This is a genomic window from Pseudomonas paraeruginosa (assembly GCF_003025345.2).
In the GTDB taxonomy this organism is placed as follows: domain Bacteria; phylum Pseudomonadota; class Gammaproteobacteria; order Pseudomonadales; family Pseudomonadaceae; genus Pseudomonas; species Pseudomonas paraeruginosa.
Genome location: NZ_CP020560.1, coordinates 1,341,274 through 1,357,375, shown reverse-complemented (window position 1 = coordinate 1,357,375; position 16,102 = coordinate 1,341,274). Strand labels below are relative to the sequence as shown.

The following is a 16,102-nucleotide window of genomic DNA, read 5'->3' as shown; positions in this document are numbered from 1 at the left end:
GTACAGGTCCGGAGCTGCGGAAACTCCACTTCACTCGGGTTCGACTTCATGAAAACACGTGTCCTCCTCGTCGATGACCATGCGCTCACGCTGATCGGCATGCGCTGCCTGCTGGGTGCCTTCGACGACCTGCAGATCGTCGGCCAGGCCCAGGATGCCGACGGCCTGCTGACGCAGTTGGATACCCATCCCTGCGACCTGCTGATCACCGACCTGATGATGCCCGACAGCCAGCAAGCCGATGGCCTGCGCCTGGTGCAGAAGGTCCGCCGGCGCTATCCGCAGTTGCAGATCATCGTCGTCACCATGCTCAACAACCCGGCGCTGATCTCGTCCCTGCTCAAGCTCGGCATCCGTGGTCTGGTGAGCAAGCGCGGGGTGCTCAACGACCTGCCCAAGGCCATCCGCCACGGCGGCCGCCGGCCGTTCCTCTCGCACTCCATCGGGCACCTGCTGGACGTCGGCGCGGCCGAGCATGGCAAGCCGCTGGCCAGCCTGGAGGAGCTCACCCCGCGCGAGGTGGAGGTCCTGCGCCTGTATGGCAGCGGCCTGGCCATCGGAGAGATCGCCCTGCGCCTGTGCCGCAGCAAGCAGACCATCAGCGCGCAGAAGAGCAGCGCCATGCGCAAGCTCGGCCTGGATACCAATGCCGGGCTCTACCTGTATATCCAGGAGCACGGGCTGGCTTGAACGGCACTCGTCTCCTGCCAGGCGCGCGTCGCGGCGTGCGCCTTCTCGCCCGCCTGGCGCTGTGCATCCTGGCATCGCTGCCCTGGCAGGCGCCGCAGGCCAGCGCTGCCGCGCAGGCGCAACCGGCCAGCCTGGCGCAGTTGCTGCGGATGCGCCAGAACCTGCCAGAACGCCCCCTGCGCGTCGCCCAGGTGGCTCATCCGCCCGGACAGCAGGAAAGCAACGGCAGCCGGATACTCAACGGCATCAGCGACGACTACCTGCAGCTCATCGGTGATTTCCTCGCCCTGCCGCTGGAGCGCATCACCTACCCTTCGGTGGAGGCTTCCTTCGCCGGACTGCGCAACGGCGAGGTCGACCTGCTGCCACGCGCCAGCGACTTCGAGCGGCACCTGCCGGGGCTGATCTTCAGCCATCCGTACCTGAACAGCACGCCGATCATCATCGGCCGCAGCGACGACCAGAGCCTGCCCCCCGACCTCCAGGGCAAGCGCGTGCTGCTGCTCAACCACTACCTGCATCCGGACACGGTCCGCCAGGCCTATCCCGGGGCCATCCTGGAAAGCGTCAGGGGCACCGCCGCCGGTCTGCAGCGCCTGGCCGAAGGCGGGGCCGACGCCTTCCTCGGCGACAAGACCCGGGCCAACCGCTACATGCTCCAGCGCCCCGACCTCAAGCTGCAGAACAAATTCGCCGCCAACCTGCCCAGCGAGGGCTTCGCCTTCGCCGCCCTGGCCTCGCGCCGAGACCTGGTCACCCTCGTCGACCATGTCCTGGAAACCACCCCGGACACTCGCAAGCACGAGTTCCTGCAACGCTGGACACCGTCCCGCCAGCTGTTCGCACCCACCGACGCCTTCGCCCTCAGCCACGGCGAGCGCGAATGGTTGAAGAAAAAGCAGCCCCTGCGCCTGATCGCCCAGTCGGCGCCACCCTATTTCTTCCGCAACAGCCACGGCCAGTGGGACGGGCTCGGCCTGGACGTGCTGCGCTACCTGTCCGATGCCTACGAGCTGCCGCTCGAAATCCTCGACGCCCAATCGCCGGCGCAGGACCAGCGACGCCTGGAGCGGGGCGAGGCGCTGCTCGCCAGCAGCATCCCGCCCACCCCGGAGCGCCGCCGCCGGCTGGCCTTCAGCATGCCGTTCGGGGTCCAGGACTGGGCCTTCGTCATCCGCCGCCACGCCAGTTCGCCCAGTTCGCTGGAGGCCATGGCCGGGCGTCGACTGGCCATCGCCGGCAACCATCCCCTGCGCGACTACCTGGAAAATCGCTACCCGCGGATCGACCTGGTCCTCACCGCCAGCGGCCACGAATCCTTTTCCCTGGTCGAAAGTGGCGAAGTGGACGCCACGCTGCAGAGCATCCACAACAATCCCCGCTGGCTCCAGGAGCACGGCCTGCGCCAGGGCGAGCATATCGAGGCCACGCCCACGCCGCAGGTCTTCGCCCTCGCCCCGGGCCACGGCGAGTTGCTCGGGATCCTCGACAAGCTGCTCGGCAACCTGGCCCAGGACGGCGATGCCGGCTCCGGGCTGCGCCTGATGGCCAGCGGCGCGCAGGACGACAACCTCTGGCAGCACCTGCCCGAAGGCTTCTGGCACGCCCTGCTGCTGGCGGCGGTGATCATCCTGCTGTCGCTGCTGTGGAACTGGCGGCTGAAGAAACAGGTGCAGCAGCGGCGGATCGCCCAGAACCAGTTGCGCGACCAGCTGGCGTTCCAGTTCTCCCTGCTCAACGGACTGCCCACGCCGCTGTACGTGCGCGACCTGGAAGGCCGCCTGAGCACCTGCAACCGCGCCTACGAACAGTTCTTCGCCAGCTCGCTGGAGGAAATGCGCGGCACCACGCCTTCCGAACAGGGTATCTGCCCGCCGAGCCTGGCGCGGACCCTGGAGTTCGAATATGGCGAACTGCTGCAACATCGCCAGCCGCGCTACCTCGACTGCTGCATCGAAGTGGCTGGCGAGGCGCACCAGATCTACCAGTGGCTGGTGCCCTTCTACAACGCGCGCGGCAAGCTGCAGGGGCTGCTGGGCGGCTGGATCGACATCAGCGAACGCAAGCGCCTGGAAACCCAGCTGCGCGACGCGCGCCAGGCCGCCATGGCCGCCAGCGCCGCCAAGGGCCAGTTCCTCGCCAGCATGAGCCATGAGCTGCGCACGCCGCTCAATGCCCTGGTCGGACTGCTGGAACTGGAAGGCCAGCGCGCGCCCTCGGAAAACCTGCGCATCGCCCAGCGATCGGCCAGTTCGATGATCGACCTGATCGGCAATATCCTCGACCTGGACAAGATCGAATCCGGCCAGATGCAACTGGCGCCCCAACCGACCGACCTGGGTTCGCTGCTGTCGGACAGCCTCGAACTGTTCGTCGCCCAGGCCCGCCAGCGCAACCTGGCGCTGGAGCTGGACTGTTCGCTGCCGGCGCAGCGCCGCTACCGGGTCGACCCGCTGCGCCTGCGCCAGGTGCTGTACAACCTGCTGAGCAACGCCCTGAAGTTCACCGAGGCCGGCCGGGTACGCCTGAGCGTGGCAGAGCATCCGCAGGAGGACGGCCGCAGCCTGCTGGCGTTCCGCGTCAGCGACACCGGCATCGGTATTCCCCGCGAACTCCAGCCACGCCTGCTGGAGCCCTACCGCCAGGCGCATGCCGACACCGCCCTGCGCTATGGCGGCTCCGGCCTCGGCCTGAGCATCTGCAGCCAGCTGGTACAGCTGATGGGCGCACGCCTCTGGCTCGACAGCGAACCTGGCCAGGGCTGCGCAGCCGGCTTCGAACTGTCGCTGGAGTGGCTGGTCGCCGGCGACGCCCCGCTCAGCGCCGCACCAGCCGGCAGCGAGGCGACGGGGGCGTTGAAGGTGCTGATCGTCGACGACGTCTCCACCAATGGCCTGGTATTGCGCCAGCAACTGGCGAAACTCGGCCACGACGCCACCTTCGTCTGCAGCGGCGAAGACGCCCTGGACGCTTGGGAACGCGAGCGCTACGACCTTCTCATCAGTGACTGCAACATGCCCGGCATGGACGGCTACGACCTGACACGCTGCATCCGCGAGCGTGACAGGCAACGCGGCCTGCCGCGTCGCCTGGTGATCGGCTACAGCGCCAGCGCCCTGGCCGGCGAGGCCGAGCGTTGTCGCGACGCCGGGATGGACGAACTGATGATCAAGCCCGTCACGCTGGGCCGCCTGCGCGAAGTGCTCGCCGGCGTGCAGCCGGCACGCGCCGTCGAGGCGAGCCGCGAGGCTCCCGGCGCTGGTTTCGATCTGGGCCACGTGCAAGACCTGGCCGGCGCCGACCCGGACCTGCTCAACCGCCTGCTGGTCGAACTGCGCGGCAACCTGCGCGAGGAACAGCGCAGCCTGCGCCAGCCCGTGGCCGCCACCGCGGTGGACCAATTGGTCCATCGCCTCAGCGGGCTCGCCTGTACCATCGATGCTCCCGGCCTGATCCGCGCCTGCCTGGACCTGGAAGGCGCCGTCCAGCACGGCGAGGCGGCCCTGCAACGGCAACAGGCGCAGCTGCTGGCGGTCATCGGCGACCTGCTGGCGGACGTCGAACGGCAGTTGGACGGTACGCCTTCGCCTGACTGACAAAACCTCCAGGCCCTTTCCTACAGACTCCTAGCCACATTCGGACTCGTCCAATGTGAGCCCCGTTCTACCGACGGCATCCTCTCCCCCGCTTCGCCGCGGCCTCCCGACAGGCATCGACAACCACTCGGCCGGCTGCCGCGAGGCGACCCGATGAATCATTCACAACAAGGTAGAACGATGATCCACTCCCACCGCTCGCGCAGCATGAGCAAGCTTCCCCTCGCCCTGGCCATCGGCCTGGCCGCCCTGTCCTCCCAGCAGGCGTTTTCCCACGGCTACGTGGAAAGCCCGAAGTCCCGCGCCTACATGTGCAATGCCAAGGGTGGCAACCTGAACGCGAACTGCGGCGCGGTCACCTACGAGCCACAAAGCATCGAATACGCGGAGGGCGCCAACCATCACTACCCGAGCACCTACTGCCCCGGCGACTTCACCCAGTGCGGCCCGGCCGATGGCACCATTCCCGCCGGCGGCCTCAACAACTTCGCCCCGCTGAACGAGCAGACCGCCACCCGCTGGCAGAAGACCACCCTCAAGCCGGGCCTGAACGAATTCCGCTGGCGCTTCACCGCCGGCCACGCCTCGGCCTATTACCAGTTCTACATCACCAAGAAGGACTGGAACCCGAACCAGCCGCTGACCCGCGATTCGTTCGAGCTCAAGCCGCTGCTGAACCAGGATGCGGGCGGCGAGACTCCGCAGTCCGGCTCGAGCAAGTCCTTCAACGTGAATATTCCCGGCGATCGCAGCGGCTACCACGTGATCCTGGCCACCTGGAGGATCGCCAACACTTCCGCGACCTTCTACCAGGCCATCGACGTGAACATCGACAACAACGCCGTGCCGCCGAGCGAATGGACCAGCATCGGCACCGTCCAGCCCGAACCGCTGCAGATCGGCGACAAGGTGATGACCCGGGTCTTCACCAATGCCGGCGAGCAGGCCAACCGCCAGACCGTTCTGGACATCGGCAGCGCCACCGAAGCCCAGGCCAACACCTGGCCGTTCCTGCTCGCGCAAAAGGCCAACCAGGCCAACGCCGGCTATCGGATGGGCGTGCTCAACGCTGACGGCGAGGTAGTCCCGAACTATGGCGCCAACAGCATCTACACCAAGGCCGGCAGCGATGTCGTCCGCGTGGAGATCCAGAAGGACCAGCCGACCGTTCCCGGCGAGCTGAGCCTGTCCGGCCTGCAACCGAGCTACACGCTGAAGGACGGCGCCGCCGACCTGCACTTCACCGCCATCGCCCAGGGCGGCACCTACACCATCGACGCCACCGTGTTCAACGGCAAGGGCGAGAGCATCGCCCACCAGCAGGCCGAAGCCGGCAACAACGCGCCGCACTTCAGCATCCCGCTGCGCAATGCCAGCGCCGGTGACCATGACCTGGTCGTGGTAGCCAAGCCGGAGAAAGGCGAACTGCTGCAGGAAACCCAGCGCTTCAGCCTGAAGGCCGAGGACAACGGCAACGGCGGCAACGGCAAGTACGACTTCGTGTTCCCGGACGGCCTGTCCAGGTACACCGCCGGTACCACCGTACTGGCGAAGGACGGCAATACCTATGCGTGCAAGCCGTTCCCGTACAGCGGCTTCTGCAAGCAGTGGAACGCCGGTTCCAACCAGTTCGAGCCCGGCGTCGGCTCCAGCTGGAAGGACGCCTGGATTCGCCGGTAATCCAGCGCCCGGCAATACCGGACGTGGCGCTCCGGCGCCACGTTCCCCCGTTTCAGGAACCCCGCCATGACCTTCGACAAATACACGCGGCCGCGCAGGCTGCTGCACTGGTGCTTCGCCGTCATCATCATCTGGGCCAGCCTCAGCGGTTTCGTCAACGCGCTGTTCGAGCTGCCCGCGCCGATTCCGGACACCATCGCGTTCGTCAACGTGTCCCTGACCACCCTGCTGATCCCGTTGCTGGGCGCGCGCGTGTACTACGCCCTGGCCCACCCCGCGGCGGAAGAGCCCGAGCAACAGGGCGAGGCGCTGCGACTGTTGGCCAGGGCCGGACACCTGGCGCTCTATGTGCTGATCGGCCTGGTCCTGCTGACCGGAGTGCTGATGATGGAGCGGCCCATCGACTTCTTCGGCCTGCTGGTGTTCCCCCAGCCACTGCACGAACCGTTGCTGACCGGATTCTTCAACCGCGCCCACCGCTACAGTTGCGTGGTCCTGGCCCTGCTGGTGGTCGGGCACGTCGCGGCGGTCGCCTTCCATCACCTGCGCGGCCAACCGGTGCTGCGCCGCATGCTGCCCTGAGCGCCGCGATGCCGAGCCGGATACCCGCCCTGCCGTTCCTGCAACGCCTGCTCCTGCCCGCCACCGGCGTCGCCTTGTGCGCCTGGATGGCCTGGCTCGCCCTGGAGAGCTGGCAATACAGTCGCGCCCTTGCCGCTTCGGACAGCGCGCCGGCGCCACCCGCGGCGCCGTCACGCCCCGCCCCGGCGCCGCTGGACACCCGCGGCGTCGCCCGGCTGTTCGGCGCCATGCCGGCGGAACGGCAGCAGGCGGTGCCGCTGAGCCTGCTCGCCAGCCTCGCCGACACCCGCGCGGAACGTTCCCGCGCCCTGATCCAGTCGCCCGAGGGCGCGGCGTTCTATGGTCTCGGCGCACGCCTGCCGGGCGGCGCCATCCTCAAGGCGATCGCCACCGATCGCGTACTGATCCTGCTGGGCGGACGCGAACAGACCCTGACCTTCCCCAGCCACGCCACCCGCCTGCTGGCGCCACTGCCCGCCAGCCCCGGCGCGCCCCTCGCCCAGGCAGAGAACACACCATGAAACTGACCCGCCTCACTCGGGCGCTGCTGATGCTCGGCACCCTGTCTTTCCCCCTGGCGTCCCAGGCCAACGACCCGGACGGCCGCCTGTGGACCCTCAACATGAAGGACGCGGAGCTGCGCGACCTGGTCAGCGAGGTCGGTGAAATCACCGGCAAGACCATGGTCCTGGACCCGCGCATGAGCGGCAAGGTGACGGTGCAGTCGACCTCCGCCATGGACCAGGAAGGCATCTACTCGCTGTTCCTCAGCGTCCTGCGCAGCCAGGGCTTCGCCGCCCTCGACCAGGGCGACCGGGTGCTGATCGTGCCGGTCGCCGAGGCCAAGACCAAGGCCAGCCGGCACCGCGGCAACGCCAGCGAGGCCTTCGTCACCGAGGTCCTGGCGCTGGACAACGCCACCGCCAGCGAGGTGTCCGCGGTGGTCCGCCCGCTGGTGGCCAACGACGCCTACGTCGCACCGTCGGCCAGCTCCAACGCCCTGGTGGTGACCGACAGCGCCAACAATGTCGAGCGCATCCGCCAGGTGGTGCGCGAACTCGACGGCGCCGGGCACAAGTCCTTCACCACGCTGAAGCTCGAGCACGCCTGGGCCACCGAAGTGGCCAGGACCCTCACGGAAAGCGTGAGCCAGAACGGCGGCGGCCCCAACGCCGCGAAGGCCATCGGCGACGCCCGCAGCAACCGGCTGATCCTGGTCGGGCCGACGTCGCTGCGCGAGCAGATGGCGCGCCTGGCGCGCGCGCTCGACGTGCCCGGCGACGCCAACGCCAGCACCCGCGTGGTGCGTCTGCACCATAGCGATGCCAAGCAACTGGAAGAACTGCTCAATGGCATCGGCAAGCGCATGGAGAACGGCGCCCGCGGCGGCAAGGACGGCGGCGCCCAGGGCAGTCCGATCATGATCAGCGCCGATACCAGCCAGAACGCCCTGGTGCTGATGGCCGAGCCGGCGCAACTGGCGATGCTCGACAACGTCATCGCCCAGCTCGACCGGCCACGCGCCCAGGTGCTGGTGGAGGCGGCGATCGTCGAAGTCAGCGGCGACATCAACGAAGCCCTCGGCGTGCAGTGGGCCGCCCGCGCCGGCGACGTCGCCGGCGGCACCAGCTTCGGCAACGGCGGCCTGACCATCGGCAGCCTGCTCAACCAGGAAGCCGGCAAGCGCCCGAACCTGCCCGACGGCGCGATCATCGGCATCGGCAGTCGCAATTTCGGCGCGCTGGTCACGGCGCTGTCCAGCGACTCCAACAACAACCTGCTGTCGACCCCGAGCCTGCTGACGCTGGACAACGAGGCCGCGGAGATCCTGGTCGGCCAGAACGTACCGTTCCAGACCGGCTCCTACACCACCGACAGCGCCGGCGCCAGCAACCCGTTCACCACCGTGGAGCGCAAGGACGTCGGCATCACCCTCAAGGTGACCCCGCACATCAACGAGGGCGACACCCTGCGCCTGAAGGTGGAACAGGAGAGCTCCGAGCTGGCCAGCGCTCCGGCCGGCATCTCCACCAGCGACGTGATCACCAACAAGCGTTCGGTGAAGAGCACCATCCTCGCCGACGACGGGCAGATCATCGTCATCGGCGGCCTGATCAAGGACAACGTCAAGACCCAGGTCAGCAAGGTCCCGCTGCTCGGCAGCATCCCGCTGCTCGGCCGGCTGTTCCGCAGCACCAAGGACGTCAACGAGAAGACCAACCTGATGGTCTTCCTGCGTCCGACCCTGCTGCGCAATACCGCCAACGCCGACAGCCTCAGCCAGCGCAAGTACGACGGCCTGCGCCAGCTGCGCCCGGCCGCCGGCGGCGCCAACGGCCTGTTGCTGCCCGAGGATCCGCGCCGGCTGTTCGACGGCGCCGGGGACAAGGTCGTCGACATGCGCAAGGGAGCCCGTCGGTGAGCGCCGTGGACCGTCTGCCGTTCAGCTACGCGCGTCGTCACGGCGTGCTGCTGGACGCCGAGCGACTGTACTGCCGCGCCGACACCGCGCTGGCGATCCTCGCCGAAGTGCGCCGCCGCCATGCCGGCGCGCCGCGCTGCCAGGTGCTCGGCGCGGAGGACTTCGCCCGACGCCTGGCCGAGCTCTACCGCGACGGGCGCGACGACGCCATGCAGGTCGCCGAGGGTCTGGGCGAGCAGATCGCCGAGCAGGACGACCTGGCCAGCCTCGCCGAGCAACTGCCACGGACCACCGACCTGCTCGACCAGGAAGACGACGCGCCGATCATCCGCCTGATCAACGCCATCCTCGGCGAGGCGGTCAAGGCCAAGGCCTCGGACATCCACCTGGAGACCTTCGAGCAACACCTGTCGGTGCGCCTGCGGGTCGACGGGCTGCTGCGCGAAGTGCTTCGTCCGCGCCGCGAACTGGCCGGCCTGCTGGTCTCGCGGATCAAGGTGATGGCCAGGCTGGACATCGCCGAGAAGCGCATCCCCCAGGACGGTCGCATCGCCCTGCGCATCGCCGGCCACGAGGTCGACGTGCGCGTCTCGACCCTGCCCTCGGCCCACGGCGAGCGCGTGGTGATGCGCCTGCTCGACAAGCAGGCCGGACGCCTGGACCTGGGGCGCCTGGGCATGGCCGAGGCCACCCGCGGACGCCTGGAAGGCGCCCTGCGCCGGCCCCACGGCATCCTCCTGGTCACCGGTCCCACCGGCTCCGGCAAGACCACCACCCTGTACGCCGGGCTGGCCAGCCTCAACAGCCAGACCCGCAATATCCTCACCATCGAGGACCCGGTGGAATACCACCTCCCCGGGATCGGCCAGACCCAGGTCAACACCAAGGTCGACATGTCCTTCGCCCGTGGCCTGCGCGCGATCCTCCGGCAGGATCCGGACGTGGTGATGGTCGGCGAGATCCGTGACCGCGAGACCGCCGAGATCGCCGTGCAGGCGTCCCTGACCGGCCACCTGGTGCTTTCCACCCTGCACACCAACAGCGCGGTGGGCGCGGTCACCCGCCTGGTGGACATGGGCGTCGAGCCGTTCCTGCTCTGTACTTCGCTGCTCGGCGTACTCGCCCAGCGTCTGGTGCGCGTGCTCTGCCCGCAGTGCAAGCGACCGGCGCCGGCCGATGGCGGCGCCTGCGAGCGCCTCGGCCTCGACCCGCTGGCGCCACCGACGCTGTTCCATCCACAGGGCTGCCCGGCCTGCCAGCACAGCGGCTACCGGGGCCGCCAGGGCATCTACGAACTGGTCCTGTTCGACGAGGGCCTGCGCCAGCGGGTCCACGCAGGCGCCGGCGAGGCCGAGCTGGCCCGCTACGCCCGCCTGCACGGCCACAGCCTGTTCGCCGACGGCCGCGAAAAGGTGCTGCAGGGCATCACCAGCGTCGAGGAACTGCTGCGCGTGACCCAGGAGGACTGAACGCCATGGCTGCCTACGAATACCTCGCCATGTGCAACGCCGGACGCCGCAGCCGCGGCGTGCAGGAAGCCGACAGCCTGCGCCAGGCGCGCCAACTGCTGCGCGAACGCAACCTGGTCCCCCTGCAGGTCAGGCCGGCGCGGGGCAGCCGGGCTCCGGAGCAGGCCGCGGGAGCACCCTCCAGCCGCGGCCTCGGCGCCGCCGAGCTGGCCCTGCTGACCCGCCAGCTGGCCACCCTGGTACAGGCCGCCCTGCCCCTGGAGGAAGTCCTCTCGGCGGTCGCCGCGCAATGCGAGAAGCGCAGCCGGCAGGGCATGCTCCTGGCGATCCGCTCGCGGGTCCTCGAAGGACACGGCCTGGCCCGCGCCATGGGCGAGTTCCCCCGCGCCTTCCCGGCGCTGTACCGGGCCACCGTGGCCGCCGGCGAACGCGCCGGCCACCTCGGCCAGGTGCTCATGCAACTGGCCGACTACACCGAGGCGCGCCAGGCCGCGCGCCAGCAGATCCAGCTGGCGATGCTGTACCCGGGCATCCTCCTGCTGGCGGCCTTCGGCATCGTCGGCTTCCTGCTCGGTTTCGTGGTACCGGACGTGGTCAAGGTGTTCATCGACAGCGGCCAGGAGCTGCCGGTCCTGACCCGCGGGCTGATCGCCCTGAGCAACCTGCTGCGCGACTACGGGATGCTCCTGCTGGTGATCGGCGGCGGCCTCTCCGGGGCCGCCCGGATGGCCCTGCGCAAGCCCGCCGCGCGCCTGCGCTGGCACCGTCTTCAGTTGCGCCTGCCATTGCTCGGACGGGTGATCCGCGCCAGCAACTGCACCCGCTTCGTCAGCACCCTGGCGATCCTCGGGCGCAGCGGCGTGCCGCTGGTGGACGCGCTGGAGATCGCCGCCGAGGTGGTCGCCAACCAGCAGATTCGGACCGGTCTGAAAGACGTCGCCCGCTCCGTGCGCGAAGGTGGCGGCCTGACCCGGGCGCTGGAACGGAGCGGGCATTTCCCGCCGATGATGCTCTACATGATCGCCAGCGGCGAACGCTCCGGCGAGCTGGACGCCATGCTCGACCGCGCCGCGCGCCAGCAGGAAGCCCAGCTGGCGAACCGCATCGCCATGCTGGTCGGCCTGTTCGAGCCGGCGATGCTGGTGTTCATGGGCGCCAGCGTACTGCTCATCGTGCTGGCGATCCTGATGCCCATCCTCAGCCTCAACCAACTCATCACCTGAAAGACAGGAGCGCGCATGCGCACGCACTTCAAGCAACGGGGTTTCACCCTGATCGAAATCATGGTGGTCGTGGTCATCCTCGGCGTGCTCGCCGCGCTGGTGGTCCCGCAGATCATGAGCCGTCCGGACCAGGCCAAGGTCACCGCCGCACAGAGCGACATCAAGGCCATCGCCATGGCCCTGGACATCTACAAGCTCGACAACCATGGCTACCCGAGCACCCAGCAGGGCCTCGAGGCGCTGGTGAGCAAGCCGTCGGGAAGCCCGCCGGCGCGCAACTGGAATCCCGACGGCTACCTCAAGCGCCTGCCGATCGACCCCTGGGGCAATCCCTACCAGTACATCGTGCCCGGCAGCCAGGGCAACGCCTACGACCTGTTCTCCTACGGCGCCGACGGTCGCAGCGGCGGCGAGGGGCTGAACGCCGACATCGGCAGCTGGAACCTCTGACATGCCTGTGCGCGGCATGCTGCGACAGCCCGGCCAGCGCGGCTTCACCCTGCTGGAAGTGCTGGTGGTGGTTCTGCTGGTCGGCCTGCTCGCCGGCCTGGCCGGCCTGGCCCAGGTCGACAGCGGCGGCCAGCAGGCGCGGCGCGAGACCGAACGCCTGCGCAGCCTGTTCGGCCTGTTGCGCCAGGACGCCCTGCTCAGCCAGCGTGACTACGGCCTGCGCATCGAGCGCCGGGGTTACTCGGTGCAGGTACTCGACCTCGACGGCGAGTGGCGTCCGGCGCCCGGCTACCGGCCGCAGACATTGCCGGAGAACCTGCGCCTGAACCTGGAGGCCGGCGCGGACGCACCGACGCCGGGACGCTCGCAGCGTAGCCGCGCCCCCCAGTTGCTGGTGCTGTCCAGCGACGAGATCACGCCCTTCAGCCTGCGCCTGGAGTACCGCGGCCAGCCGCTGTACGCGCTGTCCAGCGACGGTCTCGCGGAGGTCCGCGTTGAAGCGCTGTGAAAACCGGCGGCAACGGGGCTTCACCCTGCTCGAGGTGATGGTCGCCCTGGCTATCTTCGCCGTCCTCTCGGTCGCGCTCTACAGCGCCGCCCAGCACATCGCCGGCAACAGCGCGGGGCTGACCGAGCGCAGCCTCGCCCAGTGGCTGGCCGACAACCGGCTCGGCGAGCTGCGCGCCGGCATGCGTCCGCTCGGCGATGGCCGGCGCCAGGAACAGGTCGCCTTCGGTGGCCGCGACTGGCTGCTGGCCAGCGACGTCGAGGCCGCGCCGGACCCGCGCCTGCGCAGGGTCAGCGTCGAGGTCTCGCTCGCCGGGCCGCGCCCCGTGCGACGCGCGCTGCTGGTCGGGTTCGTCGGGGTGCGGCGATGAATCAGCGCGGCTTCACCCTGCTCGAGGTACTGATCGCCATGGCCCTGTTCAGCCTGCTCGGCCTGGCCTGCTACCAGTTGCTCGAGCGGGTCCTGCACAGCGAGCGGCGCATCGACCAGCACGACCGGCAACTGCGCCAGTTGCAACGCGCGCTGGGCATCTTCGAGCGCGACCTGAGCCAGGCCATCGGCCAGCCGCTGAGCGACGACCCGAGCCGCCGCCAGGCGCTGATCGGCCGCGCCGACGGCCTGCGTCTGGTGCGCGGCGGCTGGAGCAATCCGCTGGCGCAGAGGCGCAGCGAGGTGCTGGAAGTGAGCTACCGCTGGCAGGACGACGCCTGGATCCGCGAGTACCGCAGCCCGCCGGAGCGCGACCAGGACGTGCCCGCCGGCCACAGCCAGCGACTGCTCGAGGGGGTGGCCCTGAAGCGCCTGGGCTATGTCGACGCCCACGGCCGCACACACCCCGCCTGGCCCGCCCACGGCGCGCCGCTGAGCCTGCCACAGGCGATCGACATCGAGTTCGACGCGCCCGGCTATCCCGGCCTGCGCCGGGTCGTCCTGCTGCCCGGCGGCCAGGAGCGCGACGATGAGTGACACGCACAGGCAGCGCGGCGTGGCCCTGATCAGCGTGCTGCTGATCACCGCCCTGGTCACCCTGGTCATCAGCGACATGCTCGCCCGCCAGCGCCTGAACCTGGCCAGCGGCGCCAACCAGTCCGCCCAGCTACAGCTCTGGCAACTGGCGCTGAGCGGCGAGGCCTGGGCGCGCCAGCAATTGCTCGCCGACCTCGGCGATGCCGACGGCCTCGCTCGCGTCCACCTGGGACAGCGCTGGGCCAGCGGCGCGCAGGAGTTCGAGATCGAGGGCGGCCATATCCGCATCCAGTTGCAAGACCTCGGCGCACGCTTCAACCTCGACCGCCTGCGCGATGGCCGCGACCACATCAGCCGCGCCCGCTACCAGCGCCTGCTGGCCCTGCTCGGCCTGGCCCCGCACGACCCGGCCCGGCTCCCGGTACCGCTCGGTCACGACGGCAAGCCGTTGCCATTCGCCGACGCCAGCGAACTCTGGCGCCTCGAAGCGCTGGACGCCGCCGGCATGCGTCGCCTGCGTCCCTGGGTAGCGGCGACGCGCGATGCCGGCCTGAACCTGAACACCGCGCCGGCCGAGCAGCTGGCCTGCCTCGAAGGACTCGACCCGGGCATCGCCCAGGCCCTGGTACAGGCCCGTCCGGCCGACGGCTATCCCAGTGTGCAGGCCTTCATCGAGCAGCCGCTGCTTTCCGGGCGCAAGGTCGAGCAGTACGGCCTCGCCGTGGCCAGCGAGCGCTTCCGCGCCGTGCTCGACGTCCAGCTCGGCGAACACCGGTTACGCCTGCTCAGCGACCTGCGCACCCGCAGCGACGGCCAGGTGCAGGTTCTGCGCCGACGGCTCGCGGCGCCCGACCTTCCCTTCCCGGAGTAACCACCGTGCAAGCCTGGCTCTACCTCACTTCCACCGCCGACGACGCGCCGCTGTGCTGGTGGCGCGCCGACCATGACGTCCGCCACGGCGGCCTCGGGCAGGCCGCCGCTGACCTGGCCGATGCCGAGCTGACCCTGCTGCTGCCGGCCGAGGCCACCAGCCACCATGAAATCGAAGTACCGGCCCGCAGCGGTCGCTGGCTGCGCCAGGCGCTCGATTCGGCGCTGGAGGAACGCCTGCTGGAAGACCTCGAAGAACTGCACCTGGCGCGCGGCGGCCTGCGCGACGCTCGTTTCTGCCGGCTGTTCGCGGTGCGCCGCGACTGGCTGCGCGAGCGCCTCGCGCGCCTGGCGGCCCGGCACCTGCGACCGAAGCACATCCATGTCGACGTCGACTGCCTGCCGGGCGATCCGCCGCTGGCCCTGCGCTGCGCCGGCCGCTGGCTGGTGTCCGCCGGCAGCGCGCAGCGGCTGGCGCTGGACGACGCCGGCCTGGAGGACCTCGGCCCGGTGCTTCCCCCCGGTTTGCGGCGCAGCGAGGCCCCGCCCTGGCCATTGCTCGCCGAAGGCGCGCGACTGGCCATCGACCTGCGCCAGGGGGAGTTCGCCGCGCACGCCGCGAAACGGATTCGCTGGCCCCTGCTGGCGCTGCTCGCGGTGCTTGCCGGCGTGGCGCAAATGGGACAGGACATCGGCCATCGCCTGCTGCTGGAACAGCGCAGCGCGGAGCTGCGGCAGGACAACCTGGCGCTCTGGCAGCAACGCTTCCCCAGCGAGGGCCGGGTCGTCGACCTGACCCGCCAGGTGCAGGCGCGCCTGCGCCAGGATGGCCAGTTGCCGGTCGACCTGGCCCGACGCCTGGATCGCCTGGCCGACACCTGGAGCGCCGGTGGCGGCGCCACCGCCACGGTCCGCCGGCTCGACTACCAGGCCGGCGAGGGCTGGAGCCTGGAGGTCGGCGCGCCGGCCTTCGCCGATCTCGAGCGCCTGCGCGAAGGCCTGGCGCGCCAGGGCCTGGACGTCCAGGCCGACTCCGCGGTGCGCGGCCACGATGGCGTCAGCGCCCGCCTGCAGATAAAGGACTGAGCCATGCCCCGCATCCCTCCCGCCCTGCACGCCCGCTGGCTGCGCCTGCCCACTCGCGAACGCCGGGCGCTGCTCGGCCTGGCGGCGTTCCTCGGCCTGTCCCTGGCCTGGGTCCTGCTCTGGCAACCGCAACGCCAGGCCTTGCTGGATGCCGAACGGCACTACCAGGACGAACTGCGTCTGCACGCCGATCTGCAGCGTCTGCCCGGCGATACGGGCGGCGGCCCGCGCATCGACGCCACGGCGCTGCCCGGCCTGCTGGCGCGCAGCAGCGCGCAAGCGCGGCTGAACGTGGAGCGCATGGACAGCGAAGGCAGCGGACGGATGAACCTGGCCCTGGAGGGCCAGCTCGCCGACCTGCTCGGCTGGTTCGAATCGCTCGGCCGCAGCGGCGTGGAAGTCACCAGCCTGGACCTGGAGGTGAGCCCGGATGCGCTGGCCAGGGCGCGCCTGGCGGTGGAGCTCCGCTGAACGCGCGCCGCCGCTCGTTGCGGCACCGGCGCAGGCGCTAGAATGTCCCGCAGCGCCGGCCACCTCCGTGCCCGCCCTCACCAAGGATG

General features: G+C 69.9%; 15 protein-coding genes. All 15 read left to right on the top strand.

Going from position 1 to position 16,102, the window contains the following annotated elements; genetic code table 11:
* Window positions 1-48: 48 nt before the first annotated feature.
* The 15 genes from ttsR to gspM all read left to right on the top strand — a co-directional run bounded on the left by ttsR (window position 49) and on the right by gspM (window position 16,013).
* The gene (ttsR, locus tag B7D75_RS06580) at window positions 49-690 is read left to right on the top strand and encodes a two-component system response regulator TtsR (protein ID WP_012074649.1); all 642 of its coding nucleotides are present in this window, start codon (window positions 49-51) and stop codon (window positions 688-690) included.
* A complete protein-coding gene (gene ttsS, locus B7D75_RS06575; RefSeq protein ID WP_058129838.1) occupies window positions 687-4,286 on the top strand; it encodes a two-component system sensor histidine kinase TtsS in 3,600 nt (1,199 codons plus the stop codon). The genes ttsR and ttsS overlap by 4 nt, the downstream gene beginning before the upstream one ends.
* A 180-nt stretch (window positions 4,287-4,466) precedes the next feature.
* Window positions 4,467-5,966: an N-acetylglucosamine-binding protein GbpA gene (gbpA, locus tag B7D75_RS06570; RefSeq protein ID WP_107113859.1), complete on the top strand. Its 1,500-nt coding sequence runs from the start codon at window positions 4,467-4,469 to the stop codon at window positions 5,964-5,966.
* Between the two features lie 66 nt (window positions 5,967-6,032).
* Complete coding sequence (locus B7D75_RS06565) at window positions 6,033-6,548, top strand: cytochrome b (protein ID WP_107113858.1); 516 nt, start codon at window positions 6,033-6,035, stop codon at window positions 6,546-6,548.
* An 8-nt stretch (window positions 6,549-6,556) separates the two neighbouring features.
* Window positions 6,557-7,069 carry a type II secretion system protein N gene (locus tag B7D75_RS06560; protein WP_107113857.1) on the top strand — a complete coding sequence of 171 codons (513 nt, stop codon included), beginning with the start codon at window positions 6,557-6,559 and terminating at the stop codon, window positions 7,067-7,069.
* Complete coding sequence (gene gspD / locus B7D75_RS06555; RefSeq protein ID WP_053813487.1) at window positions 7,066-8,970, top strand: type II secretion system secretin GspD; 1,905 nt, start codon at window positions 7,066-7,068, stop codon at window positions 8,968-8,970. Before B7D75_RS06560 ends, gspD begins: the two co-directional genes overlap by 4 nt.
* Window positions 8,967-10,439 (top strand): type II secretion system ATPase GspE, encoded by a 1,473-nt coding sequence (gene gspE, locus B7D75_RS06550; protein ID WP_012074643.1) that lies wholly within the window; start codon window positions 8,967-8,969, stop codon window positions 10,437-10,439. Before gspD ends, gspE begins: the two co-directional genes overlap by 4 nt.
* Before the next feature lie 5 nt (window positions 10,440-10,444).
* Window positions 10,445-11,662 carry a type II secretion system inner membrane protein GspF gene (gspF, locus tag B7D75_RS06545; RefSeq protein WP_058136426.1) on the top strand — a complete coding sequence of 406 codons (1,218 nt, stop codon included), beginning with the start codon at window positions 10,445-10,447 and terminating at the stop codon, window positions 11,660-11,662.
* 15 nt (window positions 11,663-11,677) lie between these two features.
* On the top strand, window positions 11,678-12,112 hold the full coding sequence (gspG, locus tag B7D75_RS06540) for a type II secretion system major pseudopilin GspG (RefSeq protein WP_012074641.1): 435 nt from the start codon (window positions 11,678-11,680) through the stop codon (window positions 12,110-12,112).
* A gap of 1 nt (window position 12,113) precedes the next feature.
* Window positions 12,114-12,620 (top strand): type II secretion system minor pseudopilin GspH, encoded by a 507-nt coding sequence (gspH, locus tag B7D75_RS06535; protein ID WP_107113856.1) that lies wholly within the window; start codon window positions 12,114-12,116, stop codon window positions 12,618-12,620.
* Window positions 12,607-12,990, top strand: coding sequence for a type II secretion system minor pseudopilin GspI (gspI, locus tag B7D75_RS06530; protein WP_012074639.1), 384 nt, complete (start codon window positions 12,607-12,609; stop codon window positions 12,988-12,990). The genes gspH and gspI overlap by 14 nt, the downstream gene beginning before the upstream one ends.
* Window positions 12,987-13,586 carry a type II secretion system minor pseudopilin GspJ gene (gene gspJ / locus B7D75_RS06525; RefSeq protein WP_034080271.1) on the top strand — a complete coding sequence of 200 codons (600 nt, stop codon included), beginning with the start codon at window positions 12,987-12,989 and terminating at the stop codon, window positions 13,584-13,586. The genes gspI and gspJ overlap by 4 nt, the downstream gene beginning before the upstream one ends.
* Window positions 13,579-14,457 carry a type II secretion system minor pseudopilin GspK gene (gene gspK, locus B7D75_RS06520; protein ID WP_107113855.1) on the top strand — a complete coding sequence of 293 codons (879 nt, stop codon included), beginning with the start codon at window positions 13,579-13,581 and terminating at the stop codon, window positions 14,455-14,457. The genes gspJ and gspK overlap by 8 nt, the downstream gene beginning before the upstream one ends.
* A gap of 5 nt (window positions 14,458-14,462) precedes the next feature.
* Window positions 14,463-15,542: a type II secretion system protein GspL gene (gene gspL / locus B7D75_RS06515; RefSeq protein WP_107113854.1), complete on the top strand. Its 1,080-nt coding sequence runs from the start codon at window positions 14,463-14,465 to the stop codon at window positions 15,540-15,542.
* A gap of 3 nt (window positions 15,543-15,545) precedes the next feature.
* Window positions 15,546-16,013, top strand: a complete 468-nt coding sequence (gene gspM, locus B7D75_RS06510; RefSeq protein WP_034080267.1) for a type II secretion system protein GspM — start codon at window positions 15,546-15,548, stop codon at window positions 16,011-16,013.
* The last annotated feature ends 89 nt before the right edge of the window (window positions 16,014-16,102 follow it).

Excerpts from the sequence above, each read along its gene's own strand:
- B7D75_RS06565 (WP_107113858.1), top strand. The coding sequence starts at position 6,033 with ATGACCTTCGACAAATACACGCGGCCGCGCAGGCTGCTGCACTGGTGC.
- gspF (WP_058136426.1), top strand. The coding sequence starts at position 10,445 with ATGGCTGCCTACGAATACCTCGCCATGTGCAACGCCGGACGCCGCAGC.
- gspD (WP_053813487.1), top strand. The coding sequence starts at position 7,066 with ATGAAACTGACCCGCCTCACTCGGGCGCTGCTGATGCTCGGCACCCTG.
- ttsR (WP_012074649.1), top strand. The coding sequence starts at position 49 with ATGAAAACACGTGTCCTCCTCGTCGATGACCATGCGCTCACGCTGATC.
- gbpA (WP_107113859.1), top strand. The coding sequence starts at position 4,467 with ATGATCCACTCCCACCGCTCGCGCAGCATGAGCAAGCTTCCCCTCGCC.
- gspM (WP_034080267.1), top strand. The coding sequence starts at position 15,546 with ATGCCCCGCATCCCTCCCGCCCTGCACGCCCGCTGGCTGCGCCTGCCC.
- gspJ (WP_034080271.1), top strand. The coding sequence starts at position 12,987 with ATGAATCAGCGCGGCTTCACCCTGCTCGAGGTACTGATCGCCATGGCC.
- gspG (WP_012074641.1), top strand. The coding sequence starts at position 11,678 with ATGCGCACGCACTTCAAGCAACGGGGTTTCACCCTGATCGAAATCATG.
- gspK (WP_107113855.1), top strand. The coding sequence starts at position 13,579 with ATGAGTGACACGCACAGGCAGCGCGGCGTGGCCCTGATCAGCGTGCTG.
- gspH (WP_107113856.1), top strand. The coding sequence starts at position 12,114 with ATGCCTGTGCGCGGCATGCTGCGACAGCCCGGCCAGCGCGGCTTCACC.
- B7D75_RS06560 (WP_107113857.1), top strand. The coding sequence starts at position 6,557 with ATGCCGAGCCGGATACCCGCCCTGCCGTTCCTGCAACGCCTGCTCCTG.